The following is a 14,083-nucleotide window of genomic DNA, read 5'->3' as shown; positions in this document are numbered from 1 at the left end:
GGAGTTCACCTCATAGGTGTATTTTGAAAACAGCAACAAACGAGCTGTTATCTCTATTTTACTCCATAATACTCTTTCAATCTATGGAAATCAGATATTTATATCACGGATTCAGGAAGTTGTTAGTTAGTATTTAATAAAAATATTCAACGAGTGAGTGTAGACTGTGAACCAGTTCGCTGTGATAATCTAATAAAAGGAGAAATTCAAATGACATTAAAAGCTGAAAAGTTAACGTATCAGAACGCTGACATTTCTGGTTCGCGGTTCGAAATGGTTATTTATCTAAAACACCAATCTACATAGAACTCTCATCTGACTCTAAGCAAAAGTAGAGGAAATAATGAATTGAGAATGGGTGATTATTATGGAGTTAAAGACTCAATTAAGTGAACTGAAAGATTTCACGAAGGAAAAGCTTCTAAATCAAAATGTAGACGAAATCATTAATCATATGCTAACTAACATTGGTTCGACTGATTCAGAGCTAAGAGATGTGCTGATTTACTCCACTTTTGCAAGATGGATTAATAATGATTACTTAGATGTGAGGCAACTTCAGCATATTTTAAAAACCTGTGTAGATTGTGAACATTTATTTTTTCGAATTTGTGAAACAAATAGTGATTCGGTGTTTACTCGGTCATTTTCTTCCTTGGTTATTGGTGCTATTTTACTTAAAGATATTGAACTTAATTTCTTACCTGCAAGCACAATTCTAAATGTATTTGAGAGTAGTATTTCTTATTTGCGTCATGAGAGGGATACGAGGGGATATGTAGAAGGAAAAGGTTGGGCTCATAGTATAGCACATGGAGCTGATTTGTTGGTTTCATCAATAAGACATCCCCAATTTGGTAACGAGCTTTTTTCGGATTCCCTTGATACCGTACGTCATTGTTTAATCAGAGGAACAGTCTATGTGGATGATGAGGATGAAAGGCTTATTTGTGTTATTGAGTCTCTTATTGACAAAGGTATGAGGGAAACAATTTTAGAACAATGGATTTTGAATTTATTTCATGTACTAGAGGAACTTCATAAGATTGAAGGTGGTTCTTTAAACTTTTTTCGAATAAAGACGAATGTAATGAATTTTCTTAAGACTCTTTATTTCCGATTAGGCTACAAAAATATAAATGATGGAGCTAGATATCAAATAGAAGAAAACCTAAAATTTTGGCATAATAAAATGAATTAATTGAACTATTAAAGATTACGAGTCGTCCCGTGGGGCGGCTCTTTTTTTAAGTATTAAATAAATGTTTTTTTTGAAACTTTTTACCAGTGAATTCGTCCATATATAAAAATAGGGGGGGATATGATGAAAACAAACACGATTATTGTTCAATTCATGTTATTCATTATGATTAGCTTCTTCGTTATAGGCTGCAGCAGTGAAACATCCATAGAGAGTGTAACAAGCAACGAATCCAAAAATACGCCAATTGTTGAAAATGAATCATTTATTACAATCATTCGTAATTTAGAGCGACAAACATTAGATGTTATGAGTGTGGCTGACAAAAAAGCTGGTAATGAGGAAGCTCCAACATTCGAAGAATTGACGCCTGAACTATTAAAATACAATACAAAAAATGCAATTAAAACATGGGAGTATATTTACAATAATGAACCTGGTTGGATTTTGGAACCAACGGGCTTAGTATTTGCTAATCAAAATAGTATGTACCAGCCGAGTTTTAAGGTGATTTCATTAGCAAATGAAGAAGTCACCGTACAATTTAAAACCTATGGTAATATGTCATACCCAGAAGCGAATCAAGTAAGATACCATTTGCGTAAATCAGATGATACAGGCTGGAGAATTGATTCGATGGAAGCAAATGCTGTTGAATACAGCTTTTCCCTCGATGAAGTGAAAGAGATTATGGCTAACGAGATAGCTGGTGCTGAATATGTGAAAGAAGACGAGATGTACTACTATTTTAAAGTTCTTGAGCAGGAGCCAATCATACAGAATTATTTGTTCGATAAAAAAGTCGGTTATTTTGACCTGGATTCAGCTACAGAAATAGAAAAAGAAGCAAGTGATTATTCTCGCTTAGGCAACTCGATCGCGGATGTCCAAGCGATTTATCCTGATATACAAATAATGCCAGACGGGAGATCAGACCCTAATAATTGCGCATATGACATTAGTCGTGATGAAGATAGTTATTTATATTCACAATTAGAAGTCGAGGGAGGCATCGTAAAGGGAATAAAGATATTCCATTTAATTAATTAATGAAGCTGCACGTTGGTATTTCGATATTGAGATTTTTTGTTAAAAAGGTAAAAGTAGCCGCCGTCACGAAAGAAGTATATATGATCAATATTTTGAGGAGGGCTAATATGGAGCACGATTTGAGTGGAATGAAAACAGCTAAAGGAATCAATATGCTCGAGCAGGTTCGCATCATCTGTAACGAGCTGCCTGAGGTCGTAGATTTAATAGACGGGCATGGACATAATACTTTTAAAGTGAAAGACAAGTCGTTTATCATCATGAGCGACTATGGAATTACGTTTAAGTCAGATCTAGAGACGCAGGAGATTTTACTGCAGGAGGAGCGATTTTTCAAGCCTGCTTATATCGGTCATCGCGGCTGGGTGTCCATAAGTGATCCTCAAGATTGGGAAGAGATGAGCGTCCTGCTCAAAGAAGCTTATTTGCGTGCCGCACCTAAACGTCTGGTGAAGCAATTTGCAGCAACTGAATAAGGAGGCTTTATGAAAATAGCGACTAAACTAAATTTATTTTCATTTTTGTTCATGCTGTTCTGCTGGGCAGCTTTCTTTGTGGCTTCATCATCATCAGGACATTTTTTTAATCCACACTCACACTACGTCATTTTGATTTCGGCTGTAATTGTGTTTTTTTTAAGTGTGGCAGGACTGGGAGGCGTTAAAAATTGGCAGTCAGCCAGCCAATCTATCATTGCTCTTCTAGGTTTTTTTGCCTTGATCTTGCTCGAATTGTGGGTAATATTTATCGGAGGCCTGCTCTCCTAGCATAAAAGAGGGATTGTGTTTTGGTATTCATAACCGCCGATTATTGTTAATTCATTATTTCATAAAACGATACAGTATTCCATTTCCTGAAGTCATGCTATAATTAGGATGATATTGGAAAAAAGATTTGAGAATAGCTGCGATGAGAAAGGTGAGTTGAGGAGCATGGCTCAAGTGAAAATTTATGGTCTAAAGGATAGTCTGAATCCAATTAAAGAAAGATTTTCGGAAGTCGTTCATTCCTGCGTAATTGAAACTTTTAATTTTCTAGGTAAAAAGTATAGCTGTTAAGGGTAACCAGATTTGGTTGCCTTTTATTTTGCACTAATGGAGATGTGTCATACGCTGCAACGATAGAGAGTGAATTTAGGAGGGCTGTTATGAGACAGGTTATACTCGCAAATGGAGTTCCGATAGAAGTCGAATGCTTAAGCTGCGCAGTTACTTCCGGCTTAGTCCAGCCAGTAGGGGGCGTCATTTATGAGGATGAGTTATTTCATGCCCATCAGGATGTGGCATATCCAATCCCTGGTTTAGTTATTTTGGCTGCAAAGCGGCATTTCTATTGTATGGATGAGCTAACGGAGGAGGAATCTAGTCGATATATACAGTTGATAAGGAGGATACGTGAGGCGCAAAGAAAAGAGTTGAAAATTGATCATGTTTATTACTTTTACAATGAAGATACTACACATCATTTTCATCTGTGGATGGTTCCACGTTATGAATGGATGAAGCATTTTGGACAATCGGTAGAATCATTAAGGCCTGCGCTACGACATGCGAGAACCGAGATGAACAATGAGGAGAATAACAATTATGTGATCAAAAGTATAGAAAAGTTAAGAAAAGGTTTGTTATGAGCCGACGTTTGCGATCCCATCTACTCTCCCGCGATTGCAATATTGCCAAAGCAACCAATCTCGCTGGTCCGCTTGCTGCTCCCCGGTGCTTCTCGCTGAGAAAAAGTGGTAAGCGTGTGTGCTGGGCTGGCGGCAGAAGTGGCTGTTGAAGCCTTTGGGGAAATATTAACTTAACGGGAAAAGCTCCTGTTAATTCATGCAAGTTCAAGCGAAAACGAGAATTAGATGGACATTTTCCAGTTATATCAGATCCATCTTCAATGGCAGGAGATAGATATGCGGTTAGGAGATTCAAACACAGCTTCTATAACGCAAAACGAGCCTCAGAAGCGATTCTAGAGGCTCGTTTTTTTGCGTAGGAGTCTGGTCTGAGGATATAGTCGTCAAGCTTACTTGACGCTCGCTCTTACAACCATTATTTCAAAGTGCTACTTCGTTAACTGCTCCATCTGACCAATAAGCTCCTCGAACACGCTCATCGCTTGCTCGATCGGCTCAGGAGAAGACATGTCAACGCCAGCCTTCTTCAAAATATTAATGGAGAAATCGCTGCCGCCGCTCTTCAAGAAGCCAAGATAACGCTCAACTGCCGGCTGGCCTTCCTCCAAAATTTGTTTGGAGAAGCTGGTTGCCGCGGAGAAGCCCGTTGCATATTTGTACACGTAGAAGCTGTTGTAGAAATGGGGAATGCGCGCCCATTCCATTTCGATATCCTTATCGATAACCATGCCTGGACCATAATACTGGACGTTCAGATCATAGTAGATTTTGCTAAGCTCTTGCGGAGTCAGCGAATCGCCTTGCTCAGAGCGCTCGTGTATGATTTTCTCGAACTCCGCAAACATCGTTTGACGGAATACCGTCGTGCGGAATTGGTCTGCGTAATAGGTGAGCAAATACATTTTTTCCTTCGGATCAGTCGATTTGCCAAGAAGATAATCCATTAGCAAAGCTTCATTCAAAGTAGAAGCGACCTCGGCTAGGAAAATCGTATATTGCGCATCCCGGTAATTTTGATTCGTATCCGAGTAATGGGAATGCAGCGCATGGCCCATTTCGTGTGTTAAGGTGAACATGCTGTTTAAGTTGTCTTTGTGGTTGAGCAGCACGTAAGGATGCGTTCCGAAAGCTCCCCAGCTATAAGCGCCGCTGCGTTTGCCTTCATTCTCATATACGTCAATCCAGCCATTGTCAAAGCCCTCTTGCAGCACCTTCAAATAATCATCGCCAAGCGGCTTTAAGCTTTCGCTTACCGTTTTCTTAGCTTCCTCATACGTAATGTCCATCTTGAACTCATCAACGAGCGGTGCGAACAAGTCGTACATATGAAGCTCATCCAGACCAAGCAGCTTCTTCCGAAGCTCCATGTAGCGGTGCATAAGCGGGAGATGCTTATGAATCGTATTGATCAGGTTCGTATAAACTTCCTGCGGAATGTTGTCCCCATAGAGGGACATATCGAGCACGGAGTCGTATTTGCGAGCCTTCGCATAAAAAATATTTTTTGTTACGTTTGAAGTCAATGTAGAAGCGAGCGTGTTTTTTAGCTTGCCGTACGTCTCGTATACCGCTTTAAACGCCTCGCGGCGCACATCTGGATTTTTGCTTTCGAGAAACTGTATGTAACGGCCATGCGTCAGTTCGACTTCTTCGCCGTCTTCATTTTTTACTTTAGGGAACTTTAAGTCCGCATTGTTAAGCATGTTGAAGATCGTGCCTGGAGCGGAGCTCATATTGCCGACCTGAGCAAGCAGCGCTTCTTCGTCCTTCGTTAAAATGTGAGCCTTTTGGCGGCGCATTTCTTCCAGCGTATGGCGAAATTTAGCTACCGACTCATCTGCAATGATTGCTTCCAGCTTATCATCCGGCAAGCTTAGCACTTCTGGTGTGATGAAGGAGAGTGCCTCGCCTGATTCAACGCTAATTTTTTTCGATTTATCGGATAAAGCTTGATAGGTTGACTCTGCTGTATCCTCGTGATGCTTCATATTCGCATATACATAAAGCCGTTCCACATGCATCGACAGCTCATCCTCAAGCTCAAAGCACGCTTTAAGCTGAGCTACGTCGGCAAGCTTGCCTTGGAATTCAGGGAGTTTTTTGATTAATGCCTTCGCTTCTGCAAATTCCTTGTCCCATGCCGCTTGGCTTTCAAATAAATCCTCTAGCTTCCAGCGGGTCTCAGGCGCGGATTCAGAACGTTTTGGTACGTGATTCATCGAATTCCTCCTTGGTATGGATAAGGTTGGTAAAGCTTGCTTGCGAGCTGCTGGTGCTGCGTCATTGGAAGCTGCAGCACCCGGCACAAGGCTTAAAGCAAGCAGCAGGGGGAGCCATTTCATCCAGATATCACCTCGGGACACAGTTTGTGTTTACTATGTCCGAACGTAATTTCGAATATTCAGCAGCCTGCCGGCTATGCTGGACCCATCGTGAAAAAGGCATAAACAATGAGAAAAAACGCAAACGCAATAAGTGCGATGGATACCATCGCAAGTCCGCGGCGCAGACCTGTGGGCAAGGAGTCGCGTTTCATAATGACAATCGCTCCAAGCGAGAAGGCTGCAATAATAAAAATAATCGAAGCAGTAGAGTCCATCTGTTGGTAAAGCCTCCTGACAATAAGCTGGCATGTACAGCAGCTTCATCATTTTACCTATGCTTCGACCAGTAACGATATGTTCGCCGCATAGGGTAAATTTTCCTGCCGCATTTCAATAATAGCGGGTGTTAAACTTCTTTCAATGCTTGCATGATCGCTTCTAATTCTTCTTCGCGGCCGACAAAGTCGGAAGCGCGATACCGATTTTGCGCCCAATGCATCATTTCAGGTCTGCTAATGAAGGTATGAGTGTCTTCTCCCCATTGATCGGAAATTTCCCGAACGATAAGCGTTTTTCCTTGTACTTCAACCGTCAGCATATTGTATTTGTCGGTCTTGTAAATTTCGTATTTTTTGAACATCCTTTTTTTCACCCTTTTTAGTAGTTAATTATGGTATTCTTATCATCATAGCCATTATGGAGGCTGTAATCAATACGACAGCATAAGAAGCAAGCTCAAAAGAGACGAGAATGGTAAAGATTTGATGAGACGAGATGAGACGAGACGAGGAGAGCTGAGCGAATGAGCAAGCAAGGTTATGAGCAAATCGGTGTTGCGATGACATGCAGAAGCTTCGAGGAGTATGTTAAAATGTTTGGTTTGCAGCCATCGGATCTGGAGATTGGTTCCGTTCTGGATGTAGCTGCAGGAGGTTCCTCCTTTACTGCGGAGGCAAACGAAAGAGGATATTCGGCATTTGCCGTTGATCCGCGCTATGGTGCTGGGATTGAAGAGTGGATCAAAGAGGCAAAGCAGGAGATTGATACATCTACGGCCAAGCTTGCCAAAGTGAAAGATCATTTCGACTGGAGCTATTATGGCTCGCTTGAAAATCACCGAGCAAGCCGCGAGGAGTCTATTCAGCGATTTGCTGCTCATGTACGGGATCATAAAGCGGCCAATCATTATGTTTATGGGAAGCTGCCTGAGCTGCCATTTCCCGATGATCAGTTTTCGCTCGTGCTTTGCAGTCATTTTATGTTTTTGTATGCAGATCAATTCGGATATGAATTTCACATAAAAGCTATATTAGAGCTGATGCGAATTTGCAAGCCAGGTGGACAAATCCGAATTTACCCGCTTATTACGCTTAATTGGGAGCCTTACCCTAATCTTGAGCAGTTAATGGACGTGATTTCATCAAATAAAGGCAGGGTGGAGCTGCCTTCTTCGTATCTCCCATTTATTCCCAAGTCTAGTCATTATTTGAAAAATCAAGTCTGATTGCTTTTTGTTTTTCGGATAGATATAATAATTTTATTCGCCTATATGTAAAAGGCGGTAATATTTAGGAGGTTGTTAAAATGAAAGGTACAGTTAAATGGTTTAATGCGGAGAAAGGCTACGGCTTTATCCAAACAGAGGGTGGAGAAGATGTATTCGTCCATTTCTCTGCGATTCAAAGTGATGGGTTCAAATCTTTAGATGAAGGGCAAGCGGTCGAATTCGACATTACTGAGGGTAACCGCGGAGCTCAAGCGGCCAACGTCACTAAAGCATAGTAAAAATGTGCGAATGAACGATTGAAGAGGCTCCCTGGCGACAGGGAGTCTTTTTACGTTGCTGTATGATTTTGTTAAAAGGTTACACAATTACTTACAAATAGGTGACTTTACATAACGGCCGTTTGCGCTCGCTTTCATTGACCAGGACCTACCTGCGGTGATAAACTGTTGCTTGGAAACTTTGTCAGGGGAGCGAGCATAATGAAATTTAAATTGTTCAAAGACCGTAAAGGTAAGGCCGATCAGGCTAAAAATAACAAGTTCGTTAAGCTCGGACGTGAAATTTACGTTCAAGCGCGAAGAGGCGGGCCAAATCCGGACGCCAACTTCGGTCTGAAGACGGCCATTGCCAATGCTAGAGCAGAGCAAATGCCGAACGATAATATCGAGCGAGCGATCAAGAAGGCTGCAGGCGCTGGTGACGGCGTTGAGTACGAGGATATTATGTATGAAGGCTATGGCCCTGGCGGTGTAGCGATCATGGTTAAATGCTTGACAGACAATCGCAACCGTACCGCTGCTGATGTTCGGTCCGCATTCAACAAACGCGGCGGCAACATGGGCGAGAGCGGCTGCGTAGGCTATATGTTCGATCATAAGGGACTGCTTGTTGTGGATCGTGAAGTTCATGAGACCGATGAGGATTCCATGATGATGATCGCGCTTGAAGCTGGCGCTGAGGACGTTGTCGTCAATGATGACAGCTTTGAAATTTTAACGCACCCGCATGAGTTTGAGCAGGTGAAGAACGCGCTGGAGAAGGATGGCTATACATTCGTCAATGCCGGCGTTCGCTGGCTGCCGCAAAATATCGTCAAGGTAGAAGGCGAAAACGCGGATAAGCTGCTTAAGATGATGGATGCTTTTGAAGACAATGACGATGTTCAGGATGTTTATTCTAATTTCGAAATTGCGGAATAAGACGACTCTCATATAAGGCAACAGGGCTGCTCCCTTCGTGTGTTGCACACGCAGAAGGAAGCAGCCCTGTTTTTTTTCTAATGGATTATAAACGATCTGTTCGACTGAAATAGTAGCGGGCAAGGAAGGCTGCCGCTGCGACGATCGCAAAGCCCGCACCCATGCGGAAGAACGTTTCGCGGCCAAATTGCTCATAAACAAAGCCGCCGAACATCCCGCTGATTACACCGGCAAGTCCTGTCCAGACGACTGCATAAACGGCTTGCCCGGAAGCGCGGAACTCATCTGGTATAAGATGCGACAGGTAGCGAAGCGCTGTTGAGAAATAAATGCCAAACGAGATGCTGTGCATCGCTTGCGTTGCAATAACCCAGCGCGGATCTTGAATATCGCTAAGCAGCCATAGCCTAACCGCATACATAATGGATGCGATCATAAGCAGCGGAAGCTCCTTGAATTTATGCCCGTATTTGCCGAGTAGAAACAGAATTGGAATTTCGCTCAAAGCAGACACCAGCCATGCAAGTCCGACAAGCGAGTCGCTGGCGCCCATTTGACGCATCGTAACGGCAAGAAAGCCCTCGTACATCCGGTGAGGGATGGATATCGTCAAAATGATTAAAAAGAACAGCAGCACATCGCGCTGGCGCAGCAGCTTAAAGAAGCCGGAGAAGTCGATCTTGCGGGCACTTCCTTGGTAATCCTTAATTCGTGTTGTCAGAATAAGCGTGATAGCAATTGTGAAAAGGGCAAGCGGCAGCGTCCATTTCGAGCCTACTTCTTTTAAAAAGAGTCCGAACGAATACGCGGTAACCGCAAAGCCAAGCGATCCAAATATACGTATCAGTGCGTAAGGCGTTCCGGTATACTGGCTGGATAATAGCAGCAAGCTGTCGCTCAGCGGGTTTATTGGTGTCTGAAAAAAATAAAAGCCCATCATGACAAGGCATACAAGCGCAAAGTTCTCTATAGGAAATAGCAGCGATATCATAACAAGCTGGCCAAACAAGAGCAGCATCAACAGCTTTTTGATCGTCCTGTACTTGTCGCTTGCCATGCCGAGGATGATGTTGGCGAAGATCGATATAAACGGTCCTGTTGAATAAATGATGCCGATTTGCTGCTCTGAAAAGCCTCTATCCAGAAAATACAGCGGGATAAAGGAGACGACCATCGCCGCCGTAGAATAGGCAGAGAAGCTAAATAAGCGCAGTGAAAATGTCTCCTTGCGAGCTGTCGAAGAGCGCTCTACTTTGGCAGTATCTGGTGTATCCATCGTTGAATGCTCACTCCATCTCTATCTTAAATAATATGCATATCAGTATAGCATGGATTAGCAATCGGACCAATGAGATTTGAAGCTGGATTATTATGATTCGAAATGGTACATTTAGAGGTGGAGGTTTACAATGGGAGCTTATCGTTTTGACTGGAATGAACGGCTTCGGATCCGTATTCCCGTGCTGGAAATGGAATGGGAGCAGTATGAAACAACTGTGCAGCTTACGATCGTTGAGCAGTGGGAGCTTATACGCGGAACGATTCCTGATCGCATCATGGAGCTTGAACAGCTCATCAACGTGAAGCAAGCTCAGCTGTTTGAAGAAGATAGCTTTGAGCAATCCTGTATACTAAACTATGAAATTGCCGATTATGCAAGCAGGATTAACGATCTTCATATTTGGTATCGCATCGATCAGCAATTAGAATCACGCCGACATTCATGAACATGTTTTCGAGGAGGGGTGCGTCGTGAGATTGACGACTTTATCTGGCAAACGGGTGCCGCAGAGTCCGCTTAGGCTCATGCATCGCGTATATAAGTATGTGCTGCCTGCAGTGGACCGAGAGCTCGAGGGGCTACGTCTTCTCGCGCAGCAAATACCTGATGCGGAGCTTCGAACCCAGGCTTTGAGCAGTATGAATAGCAAAAAGTTTCATTGCCAAGGCGGCGGCGTATATGCGGCTGCGAATCTGGAGCGCAGACATGTGCTTATTCCGCTTATTGTAGCTTTGCAGACGATAAGCGACTACTTGGACAACCTTTGCGATCGAAGCACCTCACTTGATCCGGATGATTTTCGATTATTGCATCAATCGATGCTTGATGCCGTCAATCCCGAAGCAAAGCTTCAGGATTATTATGCATTTCGTAGTGAAAAGGACGATGGCGGTTATTTGCATCATCTTGTTCGCACTTGCCAACTTCAAATCGCGCAGCTGCCATCTTATAGAAGCGTGCAGGAGCATGTAACCGGGCTGGTAGGCTTGTATGGCGATTTGCAGGTGTACAAGCATATTCATGAGGATTTGCGCGAGGAGCATCTGCTTGCATGGTGGGAGCTGCATCGCAGCGATTACCCTAATCTGAAATGGAATGAATTTGCTGCGGCAACAGGCTCGACCCTTGGCATGTTTATGCTTTTTTTAGCGGCGAGCGAAGACCAGTTATCAGAGCAGGATGCAGCCTCGATCAAAAACATTTACTTTCCGCATGTATGCGGCCTCCATATCTTGCTCGATTATTTAATCGATCAGGAAGAGGACCATGCAGGCGGCGATCTAAATTTTTGCAATTATTATGATAATGAAGGTCTGCTTGTTGAGCGTCTCGGAACCATCGTGAACCGCGCGCGTGAGGATGTGAAGCAGCTTCCTGCTTCCCGTTTTCATCGTTTGATTATTGAAGGGCTGCTGGCCTTGTATTTATCAGACCCGAAGGTCCGCCACCAGGCGGATGTTAGAGATGTATCAAGGAGGCTAATGAAGAACAGTCCGATAACACGCCTGTTTTTCCTTATAAACAGCATCTGGATTCGGAAGCAACAGGCTTAACTATAAATGAAAAATGTGGAGGAATGGAACATGTCTGCAGTCAAATCAATCGCAGTACTGACAAGCGGAGGAGATTCGCAAGGTATGAACGCAGCCGTTCGTGCTGTCGTAAGAAGCGCACTATTTTATGGATTAGATGTCTATGGGGTACAGAGAGGCTATCAAGGGCTTATTAATGATGATTTGCGCCAAATGGATTTGAGAAGCGTAGGCGATATCATCCAACGAGGCGGTACTATTTTGCAAACGGCTAGATGCAAGGAGTTTGTTACCGCTGAAGGACAGCAGCGCGGCGCTGAAGTGCTGCGTGCAAGAGGTATCGACGGCTTGGTCGTTATTGGCGGCGACGGCTCCTATCAAGGCGCTAACAAGCTAAGCAAGCTTGGCATCAAGACGATGGGCCTGCCAGGAACGATTGACAACGATATCCCGTTCACAGACATCACGATCGGCTTTGACACTGCGGTAAGCATCGTTGTTGACGCGATTAACAAGATCCGCGATACGATGTCCTCGCATGAGCGCTCGTCGATCGTTGAGGTTATGGGGCGTCACTGCGGAGATATCGCGCTTCACGCTGGTCTAGCGAGCGGCGCTGAAACGATTCTTGTGCCGGAGGTTCCGTTTGAGCTGACGGAGGTTGCTGAGCGTATGAAAACGAACTTTGCCAAAGGGAAGCGCCATAGTATTATTGTTGTCGCCGAGGGCGCTGGCAAAGGCGAGGATGTCGCACAGCAAATTACATCACATTGCGGAATTGAACCGCGCGTAACGGTGCTCGGCCACATTCAGCGCGGCGGAACGCCAACGGCAATCGACCGTATTTTGGCAAGCCGTCTTGGCGACTTTGCAGTAAGACAGCTTATGAATGGTGACTCAGGCAAAGCTTGCGGCGTTGTGCGCGGTGAGCTGGTTACAACAGATATCGATACCGTGGTAAATACGAAGAAGCCTTTTGACATGTCCATGTACGATTTGGCTCTTCGTTTATCCCAGTAATTTAAGTGAGCAGCGCAGATGATCATTGCTGTCATCGCTCAAATAACAACATCCAAAAAAAGTCCACCAACGCTTTCAAAGCGCAGGTGGACTTTTTTGATGTAGAGGCTGTTTATTTATTTGTACGCAACGCCCGGCGAATATTTATTGCCAGCATTCCAGAGCAGGTACTCCTTAACTCCCGTATCCTGCAGAGCTTTGATTTGTGCTTCTACCTCGGCCTTGCCATATTTGATGAAGTGGCCGCTGCCCAGCCAGCTCGCTGTGAAATCCTGAATCCAAGGGCGGATGATCGGCTTTAGCTCTACGATAGGATCGAGCTTCTTGTGTGTATCGAGCATCGCCCCTTTAATGGTCTCGTACGGGCTGCGATCGGGGTCTTTCTGTTTAAACCACCCTGTACTGTAGTGGCTGGGATAAATCATAGGCGAAATGACATGTACATCATTCGATATTTTTACGAAGTCCTGCCCGATTCCTTCGGCTGCCGGCACGGATGCGGCATATCCAAAAATATCGACCGAGACACGAACGCCAAGCGGCTCAAGCTGCTCACGCGCGTATTTTACGAAGCCTGCAACTGCGTCAACCCTGCTTTGCTCCGTTTTGCTGAAGGTGAGGGAGGCTGCTTTATTCTCAAAGCCCTCCGGAAATCGCACATAGTCAAATTGGATTTCCTTAAAGCCCAGTCTAGCCGCTTCCTTTGCAACAGCGATGTTGTAATTCCAAACTTCCTTGCGATAAGGATTAACGAAGCTTTCGCCTCTGCCATTTTTCCATATCGTTCCATCTTGATGGAGGAAGGACAGCTCCGGCTGTTTGCGGGCAAGTACGGTATCTTTGAACACGACGATTCTTGCAATCGGATAAATTTTGTGCTGCTTAAGCGTCATCATCATTTGATTGATGTCTCTTATATATTTCTTGGAAGCACCGACCTCCAGCAGCTCAGGAGTCGTTGTAGGATATGTAATGTACCCGTTATCATCTTTGATATCAATAACCATACTGTTTAAATCGGTATCATCCAACAGTTTCAATAAAGATGCCATGCGCGCGCCGCCCGCGCTGTGGGCTGTTACATAGATGCCTTTTATCGGCGGAGTATCCGGCTGTGGATCCTTCTTGATCTGGCCAGCTTCAGATGCTCCTGGATTTTTGCCTCCGGCCAAAGTCGAATCCGGTTGAATAATGGTGTGTCCAGCTGCGGAATTCAGGTAGGCAATTGCAAGCTGCTTGGCTGCGGAACTTTCTTCTCCGCTTCCTGTGAGCAAGCTGTACAGTAGCAGTAAGGTTGAAATGATGATGTCCATTTTGCTCTCTCCCCGTTAGCTATTC

16 protein-coding genes are annotated in these 14,083 nt (G+C 44.2%); 11 read left to right on the top strand and 5 right to left on the bottom strand.

The features are described from left to right. Positions 1 to 367 precede the first annotated feature (367 nt). From AC1TPC_RS25000 to AC1TPC_RS24980, 5 genes are all read left to right on the top strand, one after another. Positions 368 to 1,201: a DUF2785 domain-containing protein gene (locus AC1TPC_RS25000; protein ID WP_482069446.1), complete on the top strand. Its 834-nt coding sequence runs from the start codon at positions 368 to 370 to the stop codon at positions 1,199 to 1,201. Positions 1,202 to 1,321: 120 nt separating this feature from the next. Then, entirely contained in the window at positions 1,322 to 2,251 is a 930-nt protein-coding gene (locus tag AC1TPC_RS24995) for a hypothetical protein (protein WP_482069445.1), read from the top strand. A gap of 107 nt (positions 2,252 to 2,358) precedes the next feature. Next, positions 2,359 to 2,727 (top strand): MmcQ/YjbR family DNA-binding protein, encoded by a 369-nt coding sequence (locus AC1TPC_RS24990; protein ID WP_482069444.1) that lies wholly within the window; start codon positions 2,359 to 2,361, stop codon positions 2,725 to 2,727. Positions 2,728 to 2,736: 9 nt separating this feature from the next. Further along, positions 2,737 to 3,018, top strand: coding sequence for a hypothetical protein (locus AC1TPC_RS24985; RefSeq protein ID WP_482069443.1), 282 nt, complete (start codon positions 2,737 to 2,739; stop codon positions 3,016 to 3,018). 380 nt (positions 3,019 to 3,398) lie between these two features. After that, complete coding sequence (locus tag AC1TPC_RS24980; RefSeq protein WP_482069442.1) at positions 3,399 to 3,881, top strand: HIT family protein; 483 nt, start codon at positions 3,399 to 3,401, stop codon at positions 3,879 to 3,881. Between the two features lie 428 nt (positions 3,882 to 4,309). On the opposite strand, the gene pepF is transcribed toward AC1TPC_RS24980, so the two are convergent. The 3 genes from pepF to AC1TPC_RS24965 form a co-directional block, all read right to left on the bottom strand. Beyond that, on the bottom strand, positions 4,310 to 6,100 hold the full coding sequence (pepF, locus tag AC1TPC_RS24975) for an oligoendopeptidase F (RefSeq protein ID WP_482069451.1): 1,791 nt from the start codon (positions 6,098 to 6,100) through the stop codon (positions 4,310 to 4,312). A gap of 197 nt (positions 6,101 to 6,297) precedes the next feature. Then, positions 6,298 to 6,480: a hypothetical protein gene (locus AC1TPC_RS24970; protein WP_482069441.1), complete on the bottom strand. Its 183-nt coding sequence runs from the start codon at positions 6,478 to 6,480 to the stop codon at positions 6,298 to 6,300. A 131-nt stretch (positions 6,481 to 6,611) separates the two neighbouring features. Further along, on the bottom strand, positions 6,612 to 6,845 hold the full coding sequence (locus AC1TPC_RS24965) for a hypothetical protein (protein WP_482069440.1): 234 nt from the start codon (positions 6,843 to 6,845) through the stop codon (positions 6,612 to 6,614). Between the two features lie 162 nt (positions 6,846 to 7,007). Between AC1TPC_RS24965 and AC1TPC_RS24960 the strand changes: the two genes are divergently transcribed. The 3 genes from AC1TPC_RS24960 to AC1TPC_RS24950 all read left to right on the top strand — a co-directional run bounded on the left by AC1TPC_RS24960 (position 7,008) and on the right by AC1TPC_RS24950 (position 8,911). Further along, positions 7,008 to 7,709, top strand: a complete 702-nt coding sequence (locus AC1TPC_RS24960) for a class I SAM-dependent methyltransferase (RefSeq protein WP_482069439.1) — start codon at positions 7,008 to 7,010, stop codon at positions 7,707 to 7,709. An 80-nt stretch (positions 7,710 to 7,789) separates the two neighbouring features. Next, positions 7,790 to 7,987, top strand: a complete 198-nt coding sequence (locus AC1TPC_RS24955; protein WP_482069438.1) for a cold shock domain-containing protein — start codon at positions 7,790 to 7,792, stop codon at positions 7,985 to 7,987. A gap of 204 nt (positions 7,988 to 8,191) precedes the next feature. Then, positions 8,192 to 8,911 (top strand): YebC/PmpR family DNA-binding transcriptional regulator, encoded by a 720-nt coding sequence (locus AC1TPC_RS24950; RefSeq protein WP_482069437.1) that lies wholly within the window; start codon positions 8,192 to 8,194, stop codon positions 8,909 to 8,911. 85 nt (positions 8,912 to 8,996) lie between these two features. Here the strand turns inward: AC1TPC_RS24950 and AC1TPC_RS24945 are convergent, their stop codons facing one another. Continuing rightward, positions 8,997 to 10,187, bottom strand: a complete 1,191-nt coding sequence (locus tag AC1TPC_RS24945; protein WP_482069436.1) for an MFS transporter — start codon at positions 10,185 to 10,187, stop codon at positions 8,997 to 8,999. A gap of 133 nt (positions 10,188 to 10,320) precedes the next feature. On the opposite strand from AC1TPC_RS24945, the gene AC1TPC_RS24940 reads away from it, so the two are divergent. The 3 genes from AC1TPC_RS24940 to pfkA all read left to right on the top strand — a co-directional run bounded on the left by AC1TPC_RS24940 (position 10,321) and on the right by pfkA (position 12,745). Then, positions 10,321 to 10,638, top strand: coding sequence for a hypothetical protein (locus tag AC1TPC_RS24940; RefSeq protein ID WP_482069435.1), 318 nt, complete (start codon positions 10,321 to 10,323; stop codon positions 10,636 to 10,638). 79 nt (positions 10,639 to 10,717) lie between these two features. Then, a complete protein-coding gene (locus tag AC1TPC_RS24935; RefSeq protein ID WP_482069450.1) occupies positions 10,718 to 11,746 on the top strand; it encodes a tetraprenyl-beta-curcumene synthase family protein in 1,029 nt (342 codons plus the stop codon). 30 nt (positions 11,747 to 11,776) lie between these two features. After that, a complete protein-coding gene (gene pfkA, locus AC1TPC_RS24930; RefSeq protein WP_482069434.1) occupies positions 11,777 to 12,745 on the top strand; it encodes a 6-phosphofructokinase in 969 nt (322 codons plus the stop codon). A gap of 116 nt (positions 12,746 to 12,861) precedes the next feature. Here the strand turns inward: pfkA and AC1TPC_RS24925 are convergent, their stop codons facing one another. Then, the gene (locus tag AC1TPC_RS24925) at positions 12,862 to 14,058 is read right to left on the bottom strand and encodes a putative glycoside hydrolase (RefSeq protein WP_482069433.1); all 1,197 of its coding nucleotides are present in this window, start codon (positions 14,056 to 14,058) and stop codon (positions 12,862 to 12,864) included. Between the last annotated feature and the right edge of the window lie 25 nt (positions 14,059 to 14,083).

This window comes from Paenibacillus sp. Y280 (genome assembly GCF_056786335.1).
This window is presented reverse-complemented; position numbering and strand designations above follow the sequence as displayed.